Below are 23,136 nucleotides of genomic sequence, written 5' to 3'. Positions count from 1 at the left end.
CCGCCTGTTTCTGCATCGCTGCGCTAGCTTCGAAACATGAAAGTGCGTTGTAACGAGAATCGGTAGCATCATTTTTATATCAAAAGAGGGCTGCCCTTAAAAGTCATTTTTCTTTGACTTTTAGGACAGCCCTTTTTTTCTTTATTCTTTTTCTTCTGTTCGAACAACCAGTACGTCACATTTCGCAGCCCGGACAATATGTCCAGAAACACTACCGATTAGAAAACGTTCAACCGTACTTAAACCAGTAGCTCCACAAATAATAAGGTCTGCAGTTACTTTTGTAGATAGTTCTCTAGCAATCATCGTCTTAGGAGAACCATATTCAACAATCACATTTACCTTGGTAACTCCTGCTGCTTCTGCCTCTTTCTTATAGTTACCAAGTAACTCATCAGCGAAAGATTGTGCACGATCAGCAATGGAACGATCATACGCCTCAATGGCTGCAAATGATCTTGTATCAATAATGTTTGCTAGATTCAAAGTCGCGTTATTACGTTTGGCAATATCAATAGATTTTTTGAAAGCCCATTCAGCTTCTTTAGATCCGTCAACAGCTACTAAAATATTTTTGTATGAAAGCATCAATTGGATTCCCCCTTAAGATATCTTACGTTACTTAATTCAGCATTATTATAATTATTTCCTGCTTTTTCAACAAAATTTATTTGTATTATCTTCTATTTGTGTCCAAATATTGTTTAAGCAATAGATATAATAATGAAGTGAGTATAAAGACCAACATTCCAGGCGAGAACTCTTTCGGGATTAGCAGGTACACGATGCTCATGGTTACAAATGTTAGGACTGCTGCTAAGTTTAATTTATAAGATCCACTAATTACATTTATTAGTTGTTCTTCGGAGATAACTCCCTTTTTAATCCATAAATAATCAATAACAATAATTGCTGATAAAGGAACAATTCCAGCTCCTAGCAACGAAATGATGGAGGCGGCTTCAGTAGATAGACTTGGGAAACAACTTAATATAATTCCAACAACTCCAAATAATAAAGCACTTTTTATTCTTCCAAGAGCAGGCCAAGTGTTTAGTAAACTAAAACCACCAGTGTATGCATTTCCAATATTAATAGAAATCATGGCTAGTAACCCGCTGAGTGTTATGAAAAGACCTATAAATGGATTAACCGCTAACTCACTTAATACAACAAAAGGATTTATCGATTGGAAGTGAGTAGCCACTAACGTTCCAATTAATGCGGTTATGAAATAGCCCGCTGAATTGCCAAAAAACATGCCGGCAAAACCTTGCCGGACAGATTTTGCATAACGAGTCATATCACTAGAAGCACTCACTCCTGAAATATACTGAACAAAGGCCAAACTCATATAAAAGAAAAATACACCCCAGTGCATCGAAGCCTCAGATGATACACGTGTATTTGTAATAGGTATTTCTGTAAAAATTACATAGAGCATGAGACCTTGACCAATAATTAACACTGGCAAAAATAATCTGGTCACTTTTTTAACAGCATTATATCCAACAAGTGCTAAAAAGGCCATTAAACTTGCTATTAAAATAGCTAACAGTGCAAAAGGAATTTGGACATTTAGATAGTGCAAAATTACAGCTTGGAGAATAAAAGTTCCTCCAATTGTTTGTACACTAAACCAATATAGAGAGGTTAAACCACGTATGGGTGATGCAATTTTTGTTGCCAACCATGTACCAATAAAAGCCCTCAAAATATATTGCCCAGGAAGACCATATAGAGCACCTGGCATTGATAAAGCAGATACACAAAAGAATGCCAAAACAGCACCAATCCAAACCGCAGATAAAGCAGCAATCCAGGGGAGATTTCCTTGCATAACTGCTAAAGCAGGAACTATGAAGTTACCTGCATTTACAGAAAAAGCAAATGCAATAATCGCAAACTCTTTCCAAGTTGATTGTTTAAGAGAATCTGGGACAGCCTCGAGTCCATATTTTTCAAATTTATCCCTTTTTGATATTTTCAAATCTCATCACCACCGTTTATACTTATAGTCTCTAATGCATTATAAAATAATTTTAGCCATTTTCAATTATATCTGATAGAATAGGTTTGCTTTCAATATTTTATAAATAAAGATAAGATTATTTAATCACATTAATTATATTACAAAGGAGGGTCTTCCCATGAAAATAGGAGTACCAATGGAAATAAAAAACAATGAAAACCGCGTAGCTATGACACCAGCTAGTGTTGTTAACTTATCGGTTTTTGGGCATGTAGTATATATTGAAACCGGAGCAGGACTTGGATCGGGATTCACGGATAAAGATTACAAAGATGCTGGTGCAAAAATTGTATCAACAGCAGCTGAAGCTTGGGCTCAAGATATGGTTATGAAAGTAAAAGAACCAATTGCATCAGAATATGGATATTTCCATGAAGGTCTGATTTTGTTTACATATTTACATTTAGCTCCAGAACCAGAATTAACTCAAGCATTGATGAAAAACAAAGTTGTTGGCATTGCCTATGAAACTGTTCAGTTACCAAATAATTCATTACCATTGTTGACGCCTATGAGTGAGGTAGCAGGACGTATGGCTACTCAAATTGGTGCGCAATTCTTAGAAAAAACCAATGGTGGAATGGGTATTCTACTTGGTGGTGTACCAGGAGTTTCTCGTGGCAAAGTTACAATTATTGGCGGTGGTATCGCTGGAACAAACGCTGCTCGTATAGCAATAGGTATGGGCGCAAATGTTACAATTATTGATTTAAGTCCACTACGCCTTGGGCAATTGGACGATTTATTCGGTCGTGATGTTCAAACATTAATCTCAAATCCATTCAACGTTGCAGAATCAGTTAGAGATTCTGATCTTGTTATTGGTGCTGTATTAATTCCAGGAGCTAAAGCACCGAAACTTGTTACAACAGAAGCAATTAAATCAATGAAACCTGGCTCTGTTATTGTCGATATCGCTATCGACCAAGGAGGAATTTTTGAGAGTTCAGATCGTATAACAACCCACGATAATCCAACATACGAGAAACACGGAGTTGTTCACTACGCGGTAGCAAATATGCCAGGAGCAGTTCCACGTACATCAACTATGGCTTTAACAAATGTTACAATTCCTTATGCAGTGCAAATTGCAAACAAGGGTTATGTACAAGCATGTTTAGAAAATAGCGCACTTATGAAAGGCCTCAATACACTTGAAGGGCATGTAACATATCAGGCAGTATCAGAGGCACAAGGTCTTCCATATGTTAATCCTGAGGAACTTTTAGCTCAGTATTAAATTTCATCTCCGCATCTTCACATCATTTAAAATATGGTGTGGGATGCTTTTTTTATGCTTTAATATCAAAAGTAATGGATCTTTTCATAAAAAAACACCAGGCACTTATCTTCTATTAGGGTAGTTTTTGCCCTCAGAGGTACCTGGTATTTAATATAAAAAACTAGTTATTTGTTGGAATAATAACTAATTCTTTTGTAAACTTTGTTAGTATTTCTACTCCATCCTTTGTTACAACGACGTCATCTTCAATACGAACTCCAGTAATCTTAGGGTCATAAATTCCAGGTTCAATTGTGAACACCATCCCCTCAGTCAATAGCAGTTCATTATTCCCTGTTACAGAAGGGTACTCATGAACAGAAATCCCAAGACCATGGCCTAAGCGATGTGTAAAAAATTCCCCATACCCAGCTTGTGTTATAACATCGCGTGCAATTTTATCTAAATCCATCGCACGGACTCCCGGTTTTACGGCATCTACTGCATCTTGTTCAGCTCGTCTAACTGTTTCATAGACATCTTTTTGCTCATCCGTAGGTTCACCAAACGACACTGTCCGAGTAATATCTGAACAATATCCCTTATAAACTACACCCAAATCAAACAAAATGAAATCACCTTTTTGTATTTTACGATCACCTGGTTTTCCATGTGGTGAAGCGGTTTTAGGTCCAATTAATACCATCGTATCAAATGACATATGTGAGATTCCCTTTTTCTTTAGAGCAAGTTCAATAGCAGTTAGAATTTCAAGTTCTGTCTTTCCTTCTGCAATTTCACTTACTCCAACTTGTATTGCGTAGTCAGCATATTCCGCCGCTTGACGAAGAATGGATAATTCGTTTTCATCTTTTATTACACGCATCATGTTTAGAAGGTCGTCTAAACGTGTAAAGGAAGCTTGTGGGAACAATTCTTGCAAGGCATCTAAACGTTCAACAGTCAAATGTGATTTTTCAATTGCCAGTTGTGAAATAGGAATGCCTTTCTTGTTAATGGCTTCTTTTAATAATTCCCAAGGATTATCGGTGTCTTGATGACCAACGATATCAAATGCCCACCCAGCAGCCTTTGCATCTGGTACTTCCATTTTAGGACAAATCATTAGAGGGTCTGCATCTTTAAACAGAACAACACCTAGTATACGTTCATGGGGGTTGCTACGAAATCCGGAAACGTAAAATACATTATCTGGATTAGTAATAAATGCTGCGTCAACATTGTTGTCTGTTAAAAATGAAGATATTCGGTTTAGTTTATTCATATTAGCACTCCTATTCTAATTATCTACCGTCTAGCATATCAAAAAACAGGAATCTATACATTTATATCGAATATAAACTAGTAATATAAAGGAGGTTTGAACATATGTATGTTTCTTTTCATGGACATTCAATTGTCAAAATAAAAACTGGTAACTACACGATATTAATCGATCCATTTATTACAGGTAACGACTTAACAGATTTAATTGTTAAAGAGGAAAGACCAGATGTGATTTTATTAACACATGGTCATAATGATCATGTTGGAGACACTGTAGCATTAGCAAAAGCGAATGATTCTCTTGTGGTAGCACCCAATGAACTTGCTACTTATCTATCATGGCAAGGAGTAAGAACACACGCGATGCACATAGGTGGTTCAAAAGAATTTGAATTTGGAAAAGTGAAATTAACACAAGCATTTCACGGTTCTGCCTACATCACTGAAGACAAAGAAATTATCTATACAGGAATGCCCGCAGGTATTTTATTTACGGCAGAAGATAAAACTATTTATCATGCTGGGGATACTTCATTATTTGGTGATATGAAGTTAATCGGTGAACGTCATTCTATTGATTTAGCATTTTTGCCAATTGGTGATAACTTTACGATGGGGATTGAAGATGCTGCTTATGCAGTAGAGTTATTGAAGCCAAGAGCAGTTGTACCTATTCACTTTAATACGTTCCCACCAATCAAACAAAATCCACAGAATTTTAAAGAGCTTGTTAAAGACGTGACTGTTCACGTGCTGAGTTCAGGAGAAGGTATAGAATTATAAAAAAAATGCGCGGAAAGTCAGTGACTTCCGTGTGTTTTTATGTAGTAATAAATGGAGTAGTTTGTGATACACTTAGAATAGAACGATTGTTTGGGAAATAGGTGATTATTTGACTACAAAACACGAACAAATATTACAGTACATTGAATCTTTACCCGTTGGAGATAAGATCTCTGTTCGACGAATTGCTAAAGAACTTCAAGTGAGTGAAGGTACAGCATATCGTGCAATTAAAGAGGCAGAATCCCAGCGGTATGTTAGTACAATTGAACGGGTTGGAACCATTCGAATTGAGAAGAAGAAGAAAGAAAATATCGAGCGACTAACTTATGCAGAAGTTGTGAAAATAGTTGATGGACAAGTGTTGGGTGGGAAAAAAGGTTTACATAAAACGTTAACCAAATTTGTAATTGGTGCGATGCAATTGGAAGACATGATGCGTTACACCGATGCAGGTAGTTTACTAATTGTGGGAAATCGAACGAAAGCTCATTTTACGGCACTAAAAGCTGGTGCAGCAGTATTGATAACTGGTGGATTTGATGCATCCGAATCTTCAAAAAAGTTGGCGGATGAATTAGAACTTCCGATTATATCCACAAGTTACGATACTTTCACAGTGGGTACCATGATTAACCGAGCAATATATGACCAATTAATTAAAAAAGAAATTTTATTTATTGAAGATATATTTGTACCGTATAAAGAAACAAATTTTTTATATGCAAGCGACGATATAAATGCATATCATGTCAAAAATTCTAAAACGAAGCATGGTGGATTCCCTGTAATTGATGAGAATCAAAAAGTGGTCGGAATTGTAACAGCAAGAGATGTAATGGGTAAAGAGCACAGCGATTCAATTGAAAAAGCTATGACAAAAAACCCAATTACGGTCACGATGAAAACGAGTGTAGCAACAGCAAGTCATCGGATGATTTGGGAAGGTATCGACCTAATGCCAGTAACCAATGATCACGCCATATTAAAAGGCGTGGTCAGTCGCCAGGATGTACTGAAAGCTTTACAGTCAACCCAACGTCAACCCCATCATGGGGAAACTATTGATGATATTGTCAGAAATCAAATGAAAGTGCTACAAGAAGATGAACTTGCGGTGGAATTCACAGTTAGTCCTCAAATGACCAATCAATTTGGTGCGATTTCATATGGAGCATTTACAACTTTGTTATCTGAAGTAGGTAGCTATGTATTGAAGAGTCGGAAGCGGGGAGAAAGTGTGGTTGAAAATATGACCATTTACTTTATAAAACCTGTTCAGATGGATAGTGTTTTAACTGTTCGTCCGCGTATTTTAGACATGAGTCGAAAATTTGTTAAAATGGAATTTGATGGCTATGTTGGAAACGTTCTAGTCGGAAAAGCCATGATGCTTTTCCAATTATTAGAACGCTAATATGGTGGAGATGAGCAAGCCTTCACCAAAATGGAAGACCTCTTTAAATCAAAAGTGATGCTAGATAGCATCACTTTTGGTTTAAATGAAATTCTTCTTGAACAAATTGTCCATAATGCTTTGCAACACGATAATAATATACCATCGTGAACAATCCAATAACGATAAACAAACCCGAGATAACATAAGTTAGTGTCGTTGGAAATAGAAAGATTTGGTTTAAACCAAAGAAAAACAACAAACTGCCAAGTGAAACTAATGCGCAATTTGAATACCATTTCTTGGCAATAGGTAAGTTGCTACGAATTTGTTTTGTTTTAAAGTAAAAATAAAAAACAAACGAAATGACAATAATAAAAACAAAAACTGTATTTAGCATTGTAAGCCTCCTGTTAATAAATGAAACTGTCATTATTGTATCGACATTTTGGAGGAATTGCGAATGCTAATCACGCATATCGGGGGAAAATGCATGAAACGTCAAATCATTGACACAATATCAAGTTATAAAACAATTATTATTCATCGACATGTTCGACCAGATCCTGATGCTTATGGATCAACATTTGGATTGAGAGAGATTTTACAGGCAAGCTATCCGGATAAACAAATTTTTGTAACTGGAGAACACGAAGAATCCTTAGATTTTCTAGAGAAACCTGACCAAGTGACTGATGACCAATATGAAGGCGCACTCGTTATCGTTACGGATACTGCCAATACTGAGCGTATAGATGACCAACGATATTCAACTGGTGCAAGTCTAATTAAGATTGATCATCATCCAAATGATGATGCATATGGAGATTTGTTATGGGTTAATACTCAAGCAAGTTCAGTAAGTGAAATGATCTATGAGTTATATGAAGAAGGAAAAACAACTGCAAACTGGCAAATGACTGATAATGCTGCCCGTGTTTTGTTCGCCGGAATTGTCGGGGATACTGGTCGTTTTATGTTTCATAGTACAAGTCAAAAAACATTTGAAATTGCTGGCGATCTAATTAAATATAACTTTGATCGTACGGAGCTATTTAACGGGATGTATGAAGTGGAAAGAAAATTATTACATTTACAAGGACATATCTATCAACAATTCGTTATGGATGACAACGGGGCGGCTTATATTAAATTACCGCAAGAATTATTAGAGGAATATGGTGTATCAGCAACTGAAACTTCTTTATTAGTTGGATCCCTTGGAAATGTAAAAGGAATTAAAGCTTGGATAATGTTTATTGAAGAAGAGGATCAAATACGAGTAAGATTACGTTCAAAAGGCCCGATTATCAATGAATTGGCTAAACAATATAACGGTGGAGGACATCCTCTCGCATCAGGAGCTTCTATTTATTCTTGGAGTGAATCTGATGAAGTTATCGCTAAGTTAAAAGAAATATGTGAGTAAAGTTGAAGGGGGAGGAACAATGAATCCAGTTTATCCACAAGTAGGGACATCAGCTGACCTACTGAATAGTACGATTCGCTTGGAGGCATTGATTCCATTTCTTCAGCAACAACAAGCAACCTCAGTAGCTATTATGAATAAGCGATTATATGGAATTTTGCCATTTTATCAAGCTATTAAAAAAGCGGGTATTCATCCAGTGATTGGGTTAAACTGCCATGTTGAAATTACGGAAGAGATAATTGTAGAAGTGCAATTGTATGCAAAGTCAAAAACTGGTTATCAAAATCTTTTGAAAATCAGTAGTGCAATAGAAGTTAAAGCACTTTCTGCACTTCCTATTAAATGGCTTCAAGCCTATAAAGAAGATTGTTACGTGGTCATAGCAATGTCAAAATTTATTAATCAAGAATTAATAGACACAATTCTAGATTCATTGAAGTCATGTGTAGGATCTAATCTTTTAGGTGGAATTGCAAGACCGGGCGGAAACGTTTCTAATGATGAAGTTGAATTTATTGAACAATGTGAAACAAGACAAATCAGATTAATTGCAACCCATCGAGCAAATTATATCCATGCAAAAGATGCATTTGCATTTGAGGTGGGCCAAGCGATTGTTAATGGTGTGAAACTTAGCGATACCAAACGACAAAAGCCTGACCATGAACATTATTATATGCCCACACGTCAACAATGGATTGAGTGGTTCTCCGATCATCCTGAATGGCTTCAACAAACAGAACTTATTTTACAGAGCTGTCATGTTGAACTTAATACTACCCAACTCCATATGCCGAAATTCCCTGTACCAGAAAACATTCAAGTAGAAGATATTTTGCTAGAAAAGTGCATCGCAGGACTTGAATCTCGTTTAATCGAATTCACGGATTTATATAAAGCTAGACTAGATATGGAGCTTAAAGTTATTAATCAAATGGGATATGCTGATTACTTTTTGATTGTGGCCGATTTTATGGAATATGCTAAAAAAAGCCAGATTTTAACAGGCCCTGGTCGTGGGTCATCTGCAAGTTCTCTCGTTGCCTATTCGTTATACATAACGCATGTTGATCCACTCGAATATGGATTATTATTTGAGCGTTTCTTAAATCCCGAACGAATTACTATGCCTGATATTGATATTGATTTCACTGATCATCGGAGACATGAAGTCATTCAATACGTGGCGAAAAAATACGGCAAATTTCATGTTGCCCAAATCGTGACATTTGGTACATTGTCTGCAAAGGCAGCAGCAAGAGATGTAGCACGTGTATTTGGATTTGATAGTTCTGTTCTTGAGATGATCGCAAAACAACTGTCTAATAAACCTGGAATTTTATTCGAAGAAGCTGTGAATCTTTCTGTTAACTTGAAGAAATGGATTGAATTAGATCCTATACATCAAAAATGGTATGACACTGTTAAAGAGCTAGAGGGACTGCCGAGAAATACCTCAACCCATGCAGCAGGGGTTGTCTTATCACCAAGTCCTTTAGTGGAACTTTTACCGATCGAAGAAGGACAAGATGGTATTTATCTAACACAGTGGTCGATGAAAGAAGTAGAACAAAGTGGTTTGTTGAAAATGGACTTTCTTGGATTGCGAAACTTAACCATTCTCGAGAGAATTCGCTCTATGATTTGGTATGATCAGAAGAAGTGGTTAGATTTTGAGAAAATTCCACTCGATGATAAAACTACATTTAAAATTCTTCAACAAGGTGATACAACGGGTGTATTCCAATTGGAATCAGATGGCATGAGACAAGCGCTACGTGATATTAGACCTACTCATTTTCTAGATATAGTTGCAGTGAATGCTTTGTATCGGCCTGGCCCAATGGATAATATTCCTACATATAAACGTCGAAAGCATCAACAAGAAGAAACGGTATACTTACATCCAATCCTTGAACCGATTTTGAAAGAAACGTATGGAGTTATTGTATATCAAGAACAAATTATGCAAATTGCATCTAAAATGGCCGGTTTTACTTTTGGTGAGTCGGACATCTTAAGACGGGCAGTAAGTAAAAAGAATCGCCAAGTTTTAGATGAGCAACGCCGACATTTTGTTGAAAGTGCACAGCGAAATCATTCAACTAAACAGGAAGCAAATGATGTATATGATCTAATTGTGCGCTTTGCAGATTACGGATTCCCAAAAAGCCATGCTGTTGCATACAGCTTAATTTCATATCAAATGGCATACTTAAAAGTACAGTATCCTGCATATTTTTACGCATCATTGCTGACTGCTGCAACCGGAAATCAAGAAAAAGTCATGCGTTTGATACTAGAAATTAAAGAGCATAACATCGTTCTTCTACCGCCTTCTATTCACAAAAGCACAATATCATTCCGTGTAGAAAATGGGGCAATTAGATTCGGTTTATCTGCTGTGAAGGGCGTATCCAATGTTTTTTTAAGAGAGCTAATGGAGAACCGTAAACATCAGAAGCAAAAGTGGCAAGATATTTTTGAACTCGCAGCAAGTTTATCCGCAGAGCAATTTTCTAGAAAACAAATTGAACCATTAATAAAGGCTGGCGCGCTTGATGAATTTGGTAAAGATCGTTCAACTTTACTAGGAACGCTTGATGCTGCAGTTAAATATGCAGAACTAGTAAGACCAAGTGTTGAGCAGGACCTATTTGATGGCGATGTTAATTCTTTTGGTAAACCCAAGTATGTAAGAAACTCAGAAATGCCTGAAATGATGAAACTTCAATATGAACGAGAAACACTTGGTTTATATCTGTCTAATCACCCTGTGGAGAGGTTTAAAAAAGAATTGCAATTAGACGTAATGTCTATACAGGAAATAAAGAATGCGCGTAATGGCCATGCAATTACAATTGTTGGGATGATTGAGGAAATTCGTAGAATTCGCACGAAAAAAGGCGAGTCTATGTCATTTGTAGTCGTTCAAGACGAAACATCTGATGTATCATGCACCATTTTCCCAAAAGACTATGTACGTTATAATCTTCTTTTAAAAGAACAGGCTGTCATACTAATAGAAGGCACTGTGGAGTGGAGACAAGGCAAATCTCAAATTATTGTTAAAAATATTCAGGCATTGTCAAAATAATTACACTGCAAATTTATTGTGACCACTGAACAACTTTTAAAAATCTGTAAGTGTGTTTGAATTGAAAAGGCGACATTTCGTTCGATTTTGAACGAAATGTCGCCTTTTCTTTCATATTGTTTACTCTGACTGCTTAATTAATGTCATAATTCGTTTGAAGTTTACTGCGAATATGGCCATGGCTCCTTACATCAAGATTATTAAACGATTTTTTGCAAAAAGAGCTACGATAGGGGCAACTATTCGCAGAAGTGTGGCAACTTTTGGTCCGATATGGCAACTTTTGTTCAATTGTGACAACTTTTCATTAGAATGGAGCAACAAACCAATTGTCTCCTAAAGTTTTTCATAGTTATATGGAGCGAAAAGTATTTTGGTTGCAACTTTTATCATTTGGTTGCAACTTTCACGATTTCGTTGCAACAAACCAATTTCCTCCTAATTTGTATTACTGTTATTGAACAATAATCCTATCTAGAATCAGCAGAGGCGCCATACAAGTGGTAGCCTGATAGAGAAGACTGACACTGTACGGATTCTCGCGGAAAGCACCCACAAAGCGTTGAAGCTGTTTATTTAATATGGTGAAATTTATAAGTGTCCTCTATTTTATTTGAGGTCTTTTTCTATTTTTCATTGCATCATAAGCATTTTTTTTGTATGATTAAGACATTGAGTGGTCAGACCACTTTGAAAAAAATGGAAGTCAGAGGCGTGAATATGGCTAATCAATCGACCAAAATGTATTTACAAATCGTTCAAGAACTTCGTACTCTTATTCAAAAAGAAAACATACGACCAGGTGGGAAACTTCCTTCTGAACGTGAACTTGCGGAACGACTGCAAGTCGGGAGATCGACCGTTCGAGAAGCACTTCGGAGTTTGGAACTTTTAGGGTTAATTGAAACTAAACGTGGAGAGGGTACTTTTCTAACAGATTTTCGAAAACATAAGCTAGTTGAAGTACTATCAACATTCATTATGCAAGATGCGAGAACGATGCTAGATGTACATGTAACGCGAGAAATACATGAAAAAGAAGCGATTCGTATTGTTGTAGAATCAAACACTTTAAATCAGCTACCTGTATGGGTAGGTTTACTTAATCAATTAAGAGATGATGGAACAATAGTACGTGAAGATTTAATTCGAGAGATTTTGATTTCAAGTAATAATCGGTTATCACTGAAAATGTGGTTTTTATTAAAACAATATGGTGGAGAACCTTATCAAGGGCATTCTGAAATAGAAGAAAAATCCTATATACAAAAATTATTAACTGCCATTATTAATGGAGAGACTGATCAAGCTATTCGTTCATATACAACATGGACAGCTTGGTTATCACAAGGGAGAGAGACTACATGATTCGTGATATATTTTCAAGAAACCGTAAAGAAAAGTATGCGAAGATTCCAAATAATACATCAAAAACAGATGTTCCTGAAGGTCTTATGACAAAATGTCCGGAATGTAAACATATTATCTTAACGAAAAATTTAATGGAAAATAAAAAAGTTTGTCCAGCATGCGAACATCATTACAAAATGACAGCGTATGAACGTGTAGCAATTGTTTTGGATGAAGGAACTTTTATTTCAATGGATGATCATTTACAAACGGTCAATCCACTTAATTTCCCAGGTTATACAGAGAAAATTAAATCAGACAGTAAAACAACAGGATTAAATGAAGCTGTATTAACTGGAACTGGTTTGCTTGATGGACGCAAAGTAGTAATAGCTATTATGGATGCTCATTTCCGGATGGGGTCTATGGGTTCTGTAGTTGGTGAGAAAATTACTCGTGCTGTTGAAACCGCGACTAACCAAGGAGTACCATTTATTATATTCACAGCTAGTGGAGGAGCACGAATGCAAGAGGGCGTTCTATCTTTAATGCAAATGGCAAAGACGAGTGTGGCACTCAAACGTCATAGTGAAAAAGGAAATTTATTCATTTCGATTTTGACACATCCTACATTTGGTGGCGTTTCGGCAAGTTTTGCTTCATTAGGGGATATAAATTTAGCAGAACCCAAAGCATTAATTGGATTTGCTGGTAGACGTGTTATTGAACAGACTGTTCGAGAAAAACTTCCGGAAGATTTTCAAACCGCGGAGTTTTTATTAGCACATGGTCAGTTGGATGCAGTTGTTCATCGTTCAACAATGAATGAAACTGTATCAACACTCGTGAAACTTCATTCGAAAGGAGAAAAATAATATGGTTAAGACACTTCCTTTTGAACAACCAGTCATTCAACTACGTGAAAAAATTAGTGAGTTAAAAGACTTTACCACAAATTCTGAGGTAGACTTGTCATCTGAAATTCAAAACTTAGAGGATAGACTAAAAAAACTAGAGACTGATATATATATCAATATGCAAACTTGGGATCGTGTGCAAGTCTCCCGCCATCCCGAACGTCCTACCACGCTAGACTACATTGGTGAAATTTTCACAGATTTCATTGAACTTCATGGTGACCGACTTTACGGTGACGACGAAGCAATTGTTGGAGGCATTGCCGCATTTAATGGATTACCTGTTACAATCATAGGTCATCAACGTGGCAAAGACACAAAAGAAAATATTCGTCGTAATTTTGGATTACCCCATCCAGAAGGATACCGAAAAGCTTTACGTTTAATGAAACAAGCAGAAAAATTTGGTCGTACAATTATTTGTTTTATTGATACTAAAGGCGCTTATCCTGGAAAAGCTGCAGAAGAGCGTGGACAAAGTGAAGCGATTGCTCGTAACTTATTTGAGATGGCCGGTTTAAAAGTTCCTGTCATAAGTGTTGTCATTGGAGAAGGTGGAAGTGGTGGTGCATTAGCACTAGGAGTATCAAACCATATTCATATGTTAGAAAACTCTACGTACTCAGTTATATCACCAGAAGGAGCTGCTGCTATATTATGGAAAGATGCGGCACTTGCACAACAAGCAGCAGAAGCAATGAAAATTACAGCGCCTGATTTAAAAGAAATGGGCATCGTCGATGAAGTGATACAAGAATCAACTGGTGGAGCACACCGCGACCCAAAACAACAAGCAATCTTCCTAAAAGAAACATTGGAACGTTCAATAGAATTTTTAAATAAACTAAGTGAAGAAGAATTAATTGACAATAGATATTATAAATTTAAATCTATTGGTGAATTTTCTGAATGAGGATGTGTTTATTGCATCCTTATTTTTGTCGGTTATATTTAAGCAAGGTAAAGTCTAGCTAGTTTAAGTGAGGAGGAATATTTAGTATGAAAAGGATAGGTGTTTTAACAAGTGGTGGCGATGCACCCGGCATGAATGCAGCCTTGCGTGCAGTGGTTAGAAAAGCTATTTATCATGACATAGAAGTAATGGGTGTCTATAATGGTTATCAAGGATTAATCGATGGGAAAATTGAACGGCTTGATTTAGGATATGTTGGGGATATTATTCAACGAGGTGGTACAAAGTTACATTCAGCAAGATGTCTCGAGTTCATAACCGAAGAAGGACAACAAAAGGCTATAGCGCAAATGAAGAAACATGGCATAGAAGGCCTCGTCGTCATTGGTGGTGATGGTTCTTACCGTGGAGCAATGGCTTTAACATCTAAAGGTTTACCAAGTATAGGGGTCCCTGGTACGATTGACAATGATATTCCTGGAACAGATTATACTATTGGTTTTGATACAGCGCTAAATACGGTCATAGAAGCAATCGATAAAATTAGAGACACAGCGACGTCTCATGAACGGACATTTATTATCGAAGTAATGGGGAGAGGTGCGGGTGATTTAGCACTTTGGGCTGGTTTAGCTGGAGGTGCAGAAACGATTCTTATACCTGAAGTATCATTTGACATACAAGATATATTAAAGAGATTACGTAGTGGTCATGATCGAGGAAAAAAACATAGTATTATCATAGTAGCAGAAGGCGTAATGTCTGCTAATGAATTTGCAAATTTATTAAAAGAGCAAGGGAATATTGAAACACGCATTTCTGTTCTTGGACACATCCAACGTGGGGGCTCCCCATCTGCTCGAGATCGTGTATTAGCCAGCCTTTTTGGGGCTAAAGCAGTCGAGGCTTTGATGGAAGGGCATGGAGGTCTTGCTATTGGCATGAGAAACCATCAAGTGGTAGAATATTCAATGACAGAAGCTTTCAATGGAAAGCATTATGCAGATTTATCAATGTATAAATTATCAAAAGAATTAGCCATTTAGAGTAGTAGAGAGGATAAATTATGAGAAAAACAAAAATTGTATGTACCATAGGTCCAGCTAGTGAAACACCAGAAATCTTAGAAAAATTAATTGAAGCAGGAATGAATGTTGCCCGGCTAAATTTTTCACATGGAAATCATGAGGAACACGGAGAACGCATTAAACGCATTCGTGCAGCTTCGAAAAAAACAGGGAAAATTGTAGGCATATTGCTTGATACAAAAGGTCCTGAAATACGAACGCACCAAATGCAAAATGATGGAATAGAATTAGAAACAGGACAATCTTTAGCAATTTCGATGACCGAAGTTTTGGGGACTAAAGAAGTTTTTTCGATAACATATGAACAGTTAATTGAGGATGTCAATGAAGGTTCAATCATATTATTGGATGATGGATTAATTGAACTTCGAGTATCAAGTATTGATCAAGCAGCAGGTTTGATTCATACAGTAGTATCTAACTCGGGTACTTTAAAAAATAAAAAAGGGGTTAATGTTCCCGGTGTTTCCGTGCAACTACCTGGAATGACAGATAAAGATGCACAAGATATTCTGTTTGGCATTGAACAAGGTGTTGATTTTATTGCTGCTTCTTTTGTTCGTCGTGCAAAAGATGTTATGGAAATTCGCCAATTGCTTGAAGAAAATAATGGTGGGTACATTCATATTATACCGAAAATAGAGAATCAAGAAGGTGTCGATAATATTGATTCTATTATTTTAGTATCTGATGGTTTAATGGTCGCACGTGGAGATTTAGGCGTAGAAATACCTACTGAAGAAGTTCCTTTAGTGCAAAAAAGATTAATCAACAAATGTAACGATGCAGGAAAACCGGTCATAACCGCAACACAAATGTTAGATTCTATGCAACGTAATCCTCGACCAACGCGTGCTGAAGCAAGTGATGTCGCAAATGCAATCTTTGATGGTACAGATGCGATTATGTTATCAGGAGAAACAGCAGCAGGTATGTATCCTGTAGAATCAGTAGTTATGATGGACAAAATAGCAATTCGTACTGAAGATGCTCTTGACTACCGTGCAATCGTTACAGCTAAAAGTAAAAATAAAAAAGTAAGTATGACTGATGCAATAGGTCAAGCTGTGGCCCATACATCTATCAATTTAAGAGCCAAAGCAATTATTGCACCAACTGAAAGTGGTCATACAGCTAAAATGATTTCAAAATATCGACAAAGTGCTCCAATCATTGCTGTAACTTCTACGGAGAGACCATCTCGAATGTTAACTCTAGTTTGGGGTGTATTCCCTATTGTTGGTGAAAAAGTTGGTTCTACCGATGAAATTTTAGAGCTTTCAGTTGAAGAAAGTTTAAAACACAACTATGTGAAGCACGGTGACCTTGTCATTATTACAGCTGGTGTGCCAGTAGGAGAAGCAGGAACGACAAACTTAATGAAAGTCCACATGATTGGCGACATAGCAGCAAAAGGGCAAGGGATAGGGAAATTGGTCGCATTCGGACGTACTATCGTGGCAAATAATGCACAGGATTTATTAAATGTCGACACTACAGGCGCTATTATTGTCACCATCGGATCTGACCGAGATATGATGCCAGCAATTAATAAATGCGCTGGACTAATCACTGAAGAAGGTGGCCTCACTAGTCACGCAGCAGTAGTAGGTTTAAGTCTTGGTATCCCTGTAATAGTTGGAGTGAAAAATGCCACTAAGAAAATTGGAAATGGTCAAGATATTACTATGGATGCGGAATCAGGAGTAATTTATCAAGGACATGCAAGCGTTTTATAACTTCAATAAAATAGTGATTTAATTTATTTATTTTGAGACAAAATCATTTACAACTCTTTTGTGCCACTGGTTAGGAGTTCATAATAAGATTTCCATATACGGAAATTTTCATAACTCTTTTTGAACATAATTAAAATAAAATGCCTCTACACCGAATAAGTGTTGAGGCATTTTTAGGAGATGTTGAAAATGAAGTGGTTAGTATTAATTTTAATAGTTGTTCCTGTAATAGAAATTAGTATTTTATTATGGGCTGAAAATGCCTTCGGTTTGTTGACTACCATACTGATAATTCTTGCAACAGGAATTCTGGGCGCTTTTTTAGCGAAAAAACAAGGTTTAAAGGCAATTCGTGATGTACAAATCCAAATGAAAAGTTTCCAAGCTCCAGGGGATGCAATGGTCAATGCATTATTTATATTTGCAGGTGGCCTTATGTTATTATCTCCAGGTTTTATGACCGATATATTTGGGTTCATGTTTCTATTTTCACCAACAAGGCAGTTATTCAAGCCGATTGTCTATAAGTGGATTCGCACAAAAACTAAAAAAGGACAAATTATTGTTATGTAAACCAATGGTGTTGCCTAAAATGAACAGCTGCTAGTAAAAAAAAGGGACTAAGTAGTATACCAGGAACACCAAACAAAAGTAGGGAACATGCACTAATGAAAAATACATGGACTGCACGTATATGCATTGTGTTTGCCCAAAGAAAAGATTCTAATAATTGTCTAGTTAACAAGATAAATGCATATATTAAAAGTATGATAATTCCAAGGCTCGTTTGTTTTGTCAACAAGAAAAAAGCAGCCATTGGTATTAAAACTATGCCTGTCCCGACAAATGGTAGTGCATCAGCTAGAGAAATTAAAAATGCTAAACCAATTGGAGATGTAAATTGAAGAACATAAAAGCCAATGGCAAGTTGCAAGAAAGTCGTTAAAAACAATAAGATTTCAACTTTAGTAAACTTCTCAAAAAGATCCGTTGCAGTTAAAAAGATTGGCTTTAAAGTCTTTTTAGTAATGGTAGGAATATAAATAAAAAACCAGGTCCTAGATTTTAAAGACTCATTTAAAGAGAAGAAGAGGGCAACTAAAAACACAAAACTTTCGATAAAACTTTCTGGCAAATGTTGAATAAATAATGTTACTTTCCGGAAAAAACTTTCACTCACCATTGATAGAGCTTCAATTCCAGACTTCCAATAAGCTTGATTGGTATGCAGGAAGATTTGTAATTCCTCTAAGTGAAAGCGAAGAGGATAAACAAGTTCAAAGAGTTCTTTAAACACTAGTGTAGCGCCAATTAATACGGACGCAAGCAAAGCACTTTCAAATATTATTACGGTAATCCATCTAGGTAACCTACTTACTTTATGTAACCAACTCACAATTGGGTGTAAAAAATATGCAATTAGTATTGCAACAGTAACAGGGTATATGAACCAAGCCAAGATTAAGATGATTGAAATTGGAATCCATTTTTTCAGAAAGACTGTTATATTTCCATACACTATTCTACCTCCAAAAATTTTTAATGGGTTTTATTATTAACATTTATCTTATGCTACGTATGTGGAAATCATAATATTTTATGAAACTTATATAAATTAAGGCATTTTTATTCACAAATCAGTCAAAAATGATTATAATGGCAATGTAAGCGATTCAATAAAATGTTCAATTAAGCAGATGATCCATCATTCTGCATTTTTTTGTGGAAGGATGAATTTAAACTCAGAAGGAGCGATATAAATGACATCAACCAAAGGACTCGAAGGCGTGGTAGCAACGCAATCAGCTATCAGCTCAATCATTGATGACACACTTACATATGTTGGCTATGATATTGACGATTTAGCAGCGCATGCAAGTTTTGAAGAAGTAATTTATTTATTATGGCATAAACGCCTGCCTAAAGAAGCAGAATTAGCTGAACTTAAACAACAATTAGCGGATAATATGGCTGTACCTCAAGAGATATTAAACCATTTTAAAACGTATCCAATTGATAAAGTTCATCCAATGACAGCGCTTCGTACAACAGCATCTATGCTTGGATTGTATGATGATAAAGCGGAAGATATGTCGGTAGAAGCGAACTACCTAAAGGCTATTCAACTTCAAGCAAAAATGTCGACTTTAGTAACTGCTTTTGCTCGTGTTCGTAAAGGACAGGAACCAATTGCCCCTAAAAATGATTTAAGTTTTGCAGCCAATTTCTTGTACATGCTAAATGGTAAAGTACCTGAGGCTATTGAGGAAGAAGCTTTCAACAAAGCATTAGTATTACACGCAGACCATGAATTAAATGCTTCTACTTTTACAGCACGTGTTTGTGTCGCAACACTATCTGATATTTATTCTGGTGTTGTTGCAGCAATTGGTGCTCTAAAAGGACCTCTTCATGGTGGGGCAAACGAGCAAGTTATGAAGATGTTGATGGAGATTGATTCAGTTGAAAATGTTGAGTCGTATATCAATAAAAAACTAGACAACAAAGAAAAAATTATGGGCTTCGGTCACCGTGTGTATGAAAAAGGGGATCCACGTGCAAAACACTTACGTGAAATGTCGCAAAAATTAACAAAAATTCGTGGAGAAGAAAAATGGTACGAAATGTCTATCAAAATTGATAGTATCGTAACAGGACAAAAAAACCTTCCACCGAATGTAGATTTCTATTCAGCGTCAGTCTACCATTCATTAAACATTGATCATGACCTGTTCACACCAGTCTTTGCAGTATCACGTGTTTCAGGGTGGTTAGCTCATATTTTAGAGCAGTACTCTGATAACCGTTTAATCCGTCCTCGTGCAGAATATATTGGACCTGGAATGCAAAAATATGTACCAGTAACAGAACGTTAATTTTAAAAACACATTCTTTGAGGGCTGTACTTTAAGAGGTTCTGAATTAGAATTCCTAGGGTATAAGTCAATGATCGTGTATATAGGAGGAAATTATTCATGACAAACGGCGGTAAAATTACAGTAGAAAACGGTGTACTTCAAGTACCAAACAATCCAATCATTCCTTATATTGAAGGAGATGGAATTGGACCAGATATTTGGTCTGCAGCTGCACGAGTTTTAGAAGCTTCAGTTAGCAAAGCTTATAATGGCGAAAAGTCAATCGTGTGGAAAGAGGTATTAGCTGGTGAGAAGGCATTTAACCAAACAGGTGAATGGTTACCAAGTGAAACTTTAGATGTAATTCGAGAATATTTAATTGCTATTAAAGGACCTTTAACAACACCAGTTGGCGGAGGAATTCGTTCTTTAAACGTTGCTCTACGTCAAGAATTAGATTTATACACTTGTCTACGTCCAGTTCGTTACTTTGAAGGTGTTCCTTCTCCAGTAAAACGTCCTGAAGATGTAGACATGGTTATTTTCCGTGAAAATACAGAAGATATCTATGCTGGTATTGAGTACGCTCAAGGATCTGAAGAAGTTAAAAAAATTATTAATTTCCTACAAAATGAAATGGGTACAAAAAATATCCGCTTCCCTGAGACTTCTGGAATTGGAATTAAGCCGATTTCTGAAGAAGGAACAAAGCGTTTAATACGCTCTGCTCTTGAGTACATCATTAAAGAAGGTCGCGAGTCTTTAACTATTGTTCATAAAGGGAATATCATGAAGTTCACAGAAGGAGCTTTCAAGAATTGGGCGTATGAAGTTGCTGAACAAGAGTTTGGTGATCAGACGTTCACTTGGAATCAATATGATCAAATTAAAGAAGAACAAGGTACTGAAGTTGCGAACAAGGCGCAAGCTGATGCAATAGCTTCTGGTAAAATTCTTGTTAAAGATTCAATTGCTGATATCTTCTTACAACAAATTCTAACTCGTCCAAAAGAATTTGATGTAGTAGCTACAATGAACTTAAACGGAGATTATATTTCAGATGCCTTAGCAGCACAAGTGGGTGGTATTGGTATTGCTCCTGGAGCAAACATTAACTATCAAACTGGACATGCAATTTTTGAGGCTACTCATGGTACTGCTCCGAAATATGCAGGTTTAGATAAAGTTAACCCATCTTCAGTTATACTTTCAGGTGTTTTAATGCTTGAGCATCTTGGTTGGACAGAAGCTGCAAAATTAGTTATGGACTCAATGGAAAAAACAATTGCTTCTAAAGTTGTAACTTACGACTTTGCCCGATTAATGGAAGGCGCTACAGAAGTGAAATGTTCTCAGTTCGCTGAAGAATTAATTAGCAATATGTAACAATAGTTTGTCTTCATGTTCTAATAAAGAAAGAGGGATTCGCTCCCTCTTTCCATATGAATAAAGGGAGAGTTTACTTATGACAATGAAACGTAAAAAGATTTCAGTAATCGGTTCTGGTTTTACAGGAGCAACAACAGCTTTTTTACTAGCACAAAAAGAGCTAGGAGATGTTGTATTAGTTGATATACCACAAATGGAAAACCCCACAAAAGGGAAAGCCCTTGATATGTTAGAAGCAGGTCCTGTTCAGGGATTTGATGCAAATGTAACAGGTACTTCTAATTATGAAGAGACGAAAGACTCTGACATCGTTATCATCACAGCTGGTATTGCTCGTAAACCCGGTATGAGCCGTGACGATTTGGTTCAAACAAATCAAAAAATAATGAAACTTGTTACAGCTGAAATTGTTAAGTATTCTCCAAAGACAATCATTATTGTTTTAACAAATCCAGTGGATGCGATGACATACACTGTATATAAAGAATCTGGTTTCCCGAAAGAGCGTGTAATTGGCCAATCTGGTGTACTTGATTCTGCACGTTTCCGCACATTTGTAGCACAAGAATTAAACTTGTCTGTTAAAGACATCACTGGTTTCGTTCTTGGTGGCCACGGTGATGACATGGTTCCTTTAGTGCGTTATTCTTACGCAGGTGGGATTCCATTGGAAACATTAATTTCAAAAGACCGTTTAGCAGAAATAGTAGACCGTACACGTAAAGGTGGAGCAGAAATTGTGAACCTTCTTGGTAACGGATCGGCTTATTATGCACCAGCAGCATCTTTAGTTGAAATGGCCGAAGCGATTATTAAAGACCAACGACGCGTATTACCTGCAATAGCTTATCTTGAAGGTGAATACGGATACGATGGAATTTATATTGGTGTCCCAACAATTTTAGGTGCTGGTGGTATTGAAAAAATCTTTGAACTAGAATTAACTAAAGCTGAAAAAACAGAGTTAGACAAATCAGCAGCATCTGTACGTAATGTAATGGATATTTTAGTGTAATCAATGCTCACTTCTGATGAACATACACTTTGATTGCTGACGAATCTATATAACGAAAATCGAGTAGGAAATTCCTGCTCGATTTTTTTTATACTTATTGATACTATGAAGTTAGAAGATGTACAAAGGGGGAACACGGATGCTACTAGGAAAGAAAAGAAAACTCGGAAGAAAAGTGGAAGATATGTCAGTTGGTGAAAAGCTTAAATTAACAGAGAAAATTGAAGATAGAAATCTACTTTTATATTTAGGGATTACTAACGATGGGAACCCATTATATATTCAACATGATTTTGCGTCACAAACTTTCTATGAAAAACCAATTGTTCCATCTGTCATGTTAACAGGAATAGTGACTTCAGCCATTACGAAATACTTGCCTGGACCAGGTTCACACATTGTGGAACAACACTTGATATTCCCAAAACCTGCCTATCATTACGCAACTATTGATTTTTTATTACAAGTAATCTCTGTGGATATAGAGAAAAACCAAGTAGTGATTGAAGTGAATGCCACAAATGAAAATGGAGACACCGTAATTGAGGGGAAAATCACTTCAACTCCTCCGCGTTTATTAAATCGTTTAACATCACAAACGATGGACAATTTCTGATG

The 23,136-nt window shown here is 36.5% G+C and carries 20 protein-coding genes; 15 read left to right on the top strand and 5 right to left on the bottom strand.

Annotated elements, in window-relative coordinates:
* Positions 1-141: 141 nt before the first annotated feature.
* Together B371_RS0119315 and B371_RS0119310 are read right to left on the bottom strand one after the other, a co-directional pair.
* Complete coding sequence (locus B371_RS0119315) at positions 142-588, bottom strand: universal stress protein (RefSeq protein ID WP_019415972.1); 447 nt, start codon at positions 586-588, stop codon at positions 142-144.
* A gap of 88 nt (positions 589-676) precedes the next feature.
* Positions 677-1,990: a cytosine permease gene (locus B371_RS0119310; RefSeq protein ID WP_019415971.1), complete on the bottom strand. Its 1,314-nt coding sequence runs from the start codon at positions 1,988-1,990 to the stop codon at positions 677-679.
* 160 nt (positions 1,991-2,150) lie between these two features.
* On the opposite strand from B371_RS0119310, the gene ald reads away from it, so the two are divergent.
* Entirely contained in the window at positions 2,151-3,272 is a 1,122-nt protein-coding gene (gene ald, locus B371_RS0119305; protein WP_019415970.1) for an alanine dehydrogenase, read from the top strand.
* A 163-nt stretch (positions 3,273-3,435) separates the two neighbouring features.
* On the opposite strand, the gene B371_RS0119300 is transcribed toward ald, so the two are convergent.
* On the bottom strand, positions 3,436-4,539 hold the full coding sequence (locus B371_RS0119300) for a Xaa-Pro peptidase family protein (RefSeq protein WP_019415969.1): 1,104 nt from the start codon (positions 4,537-4,539) through the stop codon (positions 3,436-3,438).
* Between the two features lie 104 nt (positions 4,540-4,643).
* Here B371_RS0119300 and B371_RS0119295 point away from each other — a divergent pair, with 104 nt between their 5' ends.
* Together B371_RS0119295 and B371_RS0119290 are read left to right on the top strand one after the other, a co-directional pair.
* Positions 4,644-5,324 (top strand): metal-dependent hydrolase, encoded by a 681-nt coding sequence (locus tag B371_RS0119295; RefSeq protein ID WP_019415968.1) that lies wholly within the window; start codon positions 4,644-4,646, stop codon positions 5,322-5,324.
* A gap of 109 nt (positions 5,325-5,433) precedes the next feature.
* Positions 5,434-6,741 (top strand): DRTGG domain-containing protein, encoded by a 1,308-nt coding sequence (locus B371_RS0119290; protein ID WP_019415967.1) that lies wholly within the window; start codon positions 5,434-5,436, stop codon positions 6,739-6,741.
* A gap of 70 nt (positions 6,742-6,811) precedes the next feature.
* Here the strand turns inward: B371_RS0119290 and B371_RS0119285 are convergent, their stop codons facing one another.
* Positions 6,812-7,120 (bottom strand): YtpI family protein, encoded by a 309-nt coding sequence (locus B371_RS0119285; RefSeq protein WP_019415966.1) that lies wholly within the window; start codon positions 7,118-7,120, stop codon positions 6,812-6,814.
* A 93-nt stretch (positions 7,121-7,213) separates the two neighbouring features.
* Between B371_RS0119285 and B371_RS0119280 the strand changes: the two genes are divergently transcribed.
* The 8 genes from B371_RS0119280 to B371_RS0119240 all read left to right on the top strand — a co-directional run bounded on the left by B371_RS0119280 (position 7,214) and on the right by B371_RS0119240 (position 17,829).
* The gene (locus B371_RS0119280) at positions 7,214-8,149 is read left to right on the top strand and encodes a bifunctional oligoribonuclease/PAP phosphatase NrnA (RefSeq protein WP_026023140.1); all 936 of its coding nucleotides are present in this window, start codon (positions 7,214-7,216) and stop codon (positions 8,147-8,149) included.
* A gap of 19 nt (positions 8,150-8,168) precedes the next feature.
* Positions 8,169-11,249, top strand: a complete 3,081-nt coding sequence (gene dnaE / locus B371_RS0119275; RefSeq protein ID WP_019415964.1) for a DNA polymerase III subunit alpha — start codon at positions 8,169-8,171, stop codon at positions 11,247-11,249.
* 720 nt (positions 11,250-11,969) lie between these two features.
* On the top strand, positions 11,970-12,617 hold the full coding sequence (locus B371_RS0119265; protein ID WP_019415962.1) for a FadR/GntR family transcriptional regulator: 648 nt from the start codon (positions 11,970-11,972) through the stop codon (positions 12,615-12,617).
* The gene (gene accD / locus B371_RS0119260; RefSeq protein WP_019415961.1) at positions 12,614-13,474 is read left to right on the top strand and encodes an acetyl-CoA carboxylase, carboxyltransferase subunit beta; all 861 of its coding nucleotides are present in this window, start codon (positions 12,614-12,616) and stop codon (positions 13,472-13,474) included. The genes B371_RS0119265 and accD overlap by 4 nt, the downstream gene beginning before the upstream one ends.
* A gap of 1 nt (position 13,475) precedes the next feature.
* Entirely contained in the window at positions 13,476-14,429 is a 954-nt protein-coding gene (accA, locus tag B371_RS0119255; RefSeq protein ID WP_019415960.1) for an acetyl-CoA carboxylase carboxyl transferase subunit alpha, read from the top strand.
* Positions 14,430-14,515: 86 nt separating this feature from the next.
* Positions 14,516-15,475, top strand: a complete 960-nt coding sequence (gene pfkA / locus B371_RS0119250) for a 6-phosphofructokinase (RefSeq protein WP_019415959.1) — start codon at positions 14,516-14,518, stop codon at positions 15,473-15,475.
* Positions 15,476-15,495: 20 nt separating this feature from the next.
* The gene (gene pyk / locus B371_RS0119245; RefSeq protein ID WP_019415958.1) at positions 15,496-17,256 is read left to right on the top strand and encodes a pyruvate kinase; all 1,761 of its coding nucleotides are present in this window, start codon (positions 15,496-15,498) and stop codon (positions 17,254-17,256) included.
* Between the two features lie 189 nt (positions 17,257-17,445).
* Positions 17,446-17,829 carry an FxsA family protein gene (locus tag B371_RS0119240; RefSeq protein WP_019415957.1) on the top strand — a complete coding sequence of 128 codons (384 nt, stop codon included), beginning with the start codon at positions 17,446-17,448 and terminating at the stop codon, positions 17,827-17,829.
* On the opposite strand, the gene B371_RS0119235 is transcribed toward B371_RS0119240, so the two are convergent.
* On the bottom strand, positions 17,822-18,775 hold the full coding sequence (locus tag B371_RS0119235; RefSeq protein ID WP_019415956.1) for an AI-2E family transporter: 954 nt from the start codon (positions 18,773-18,775) through the stop codon (positions 17,822-17,824). The two genes, B371_RS0119240 and B371_RS0119235, sit on opposite strands and share 8 nt — an antisense overlap.
* Positions 18,776-19,016: 241 nt before the next feature.
* On the opposite strand from B371_RS0119235, the gene citZ reads away from it, so the two are divergent.
* The 4 genes from citZ (at position 19,017) to B371_RS0119215 (ending at position 23,134) form a co-directional block, all read left to right on the top strand.
* Entirely contained in the window at positions 19,017-20,132 is a 1,116-nt protein-coding gene (citZ, locus tag B371_RS0119230; protein WP_019415955.1) for a citrate synthase, read from the top strand.
* Between the two features lie 99 nt (positions 20,133-20,231).
* The gene (icd, locus tag B371_RS0119225) at positions 20,232-21,500 is read left to right on the top strand and encodes an NADP-dependent isocitrate dehydrogenase (protein ID WP_019415954.1); all 1,269 of its coding nucleotides are present in this window, start codon (positions 20,232-20,234) and stop codon (positions 21,498-21,500) included.
* Positions 21,501-21,579: 79 nt separating this feature from the next.
* A complete protein-coding gene (gene mdh, locus B371_RS0119220; RefSeq protein WP_019415953.1) occupies positions 21,580-22,518 on the top strand; it encodes a malate dehydrogenase in 939 nt (312 codons plus the stop codon).
* A 139-nt stretch (positions 22,519-22,657) separates the two neighbouring features.
* Complete coding sequence (locus B371_RS0119215) at positions 22,658-23,134, top strand: MaoC/PaaZ C-terminal domain-containing protein (RefSeq protein ID WP_019415952.1); 477 nt, start codon at positions 22,658-22,660, stop codon at positions 23,132-23,134.
* The last annotated feature ends 2 nt before the right edge of the window (positions 23,135-23,136 follow it).

Origin of the sequence: Paenisporosarcina sp. TG20 (genome assembly GCF_000286315.1) — a bacterium.
Taxonomy (GTDB): domain Bacteria; phylum Bacillota; class Bacilli; order Bacillales_A; family Planococcaceae; genus Paenisporosarcina.
Note: the sequence above shows the minus strand (reverse complement) of the source record. Positions and strands in the feature narration are given on the sequence as shown.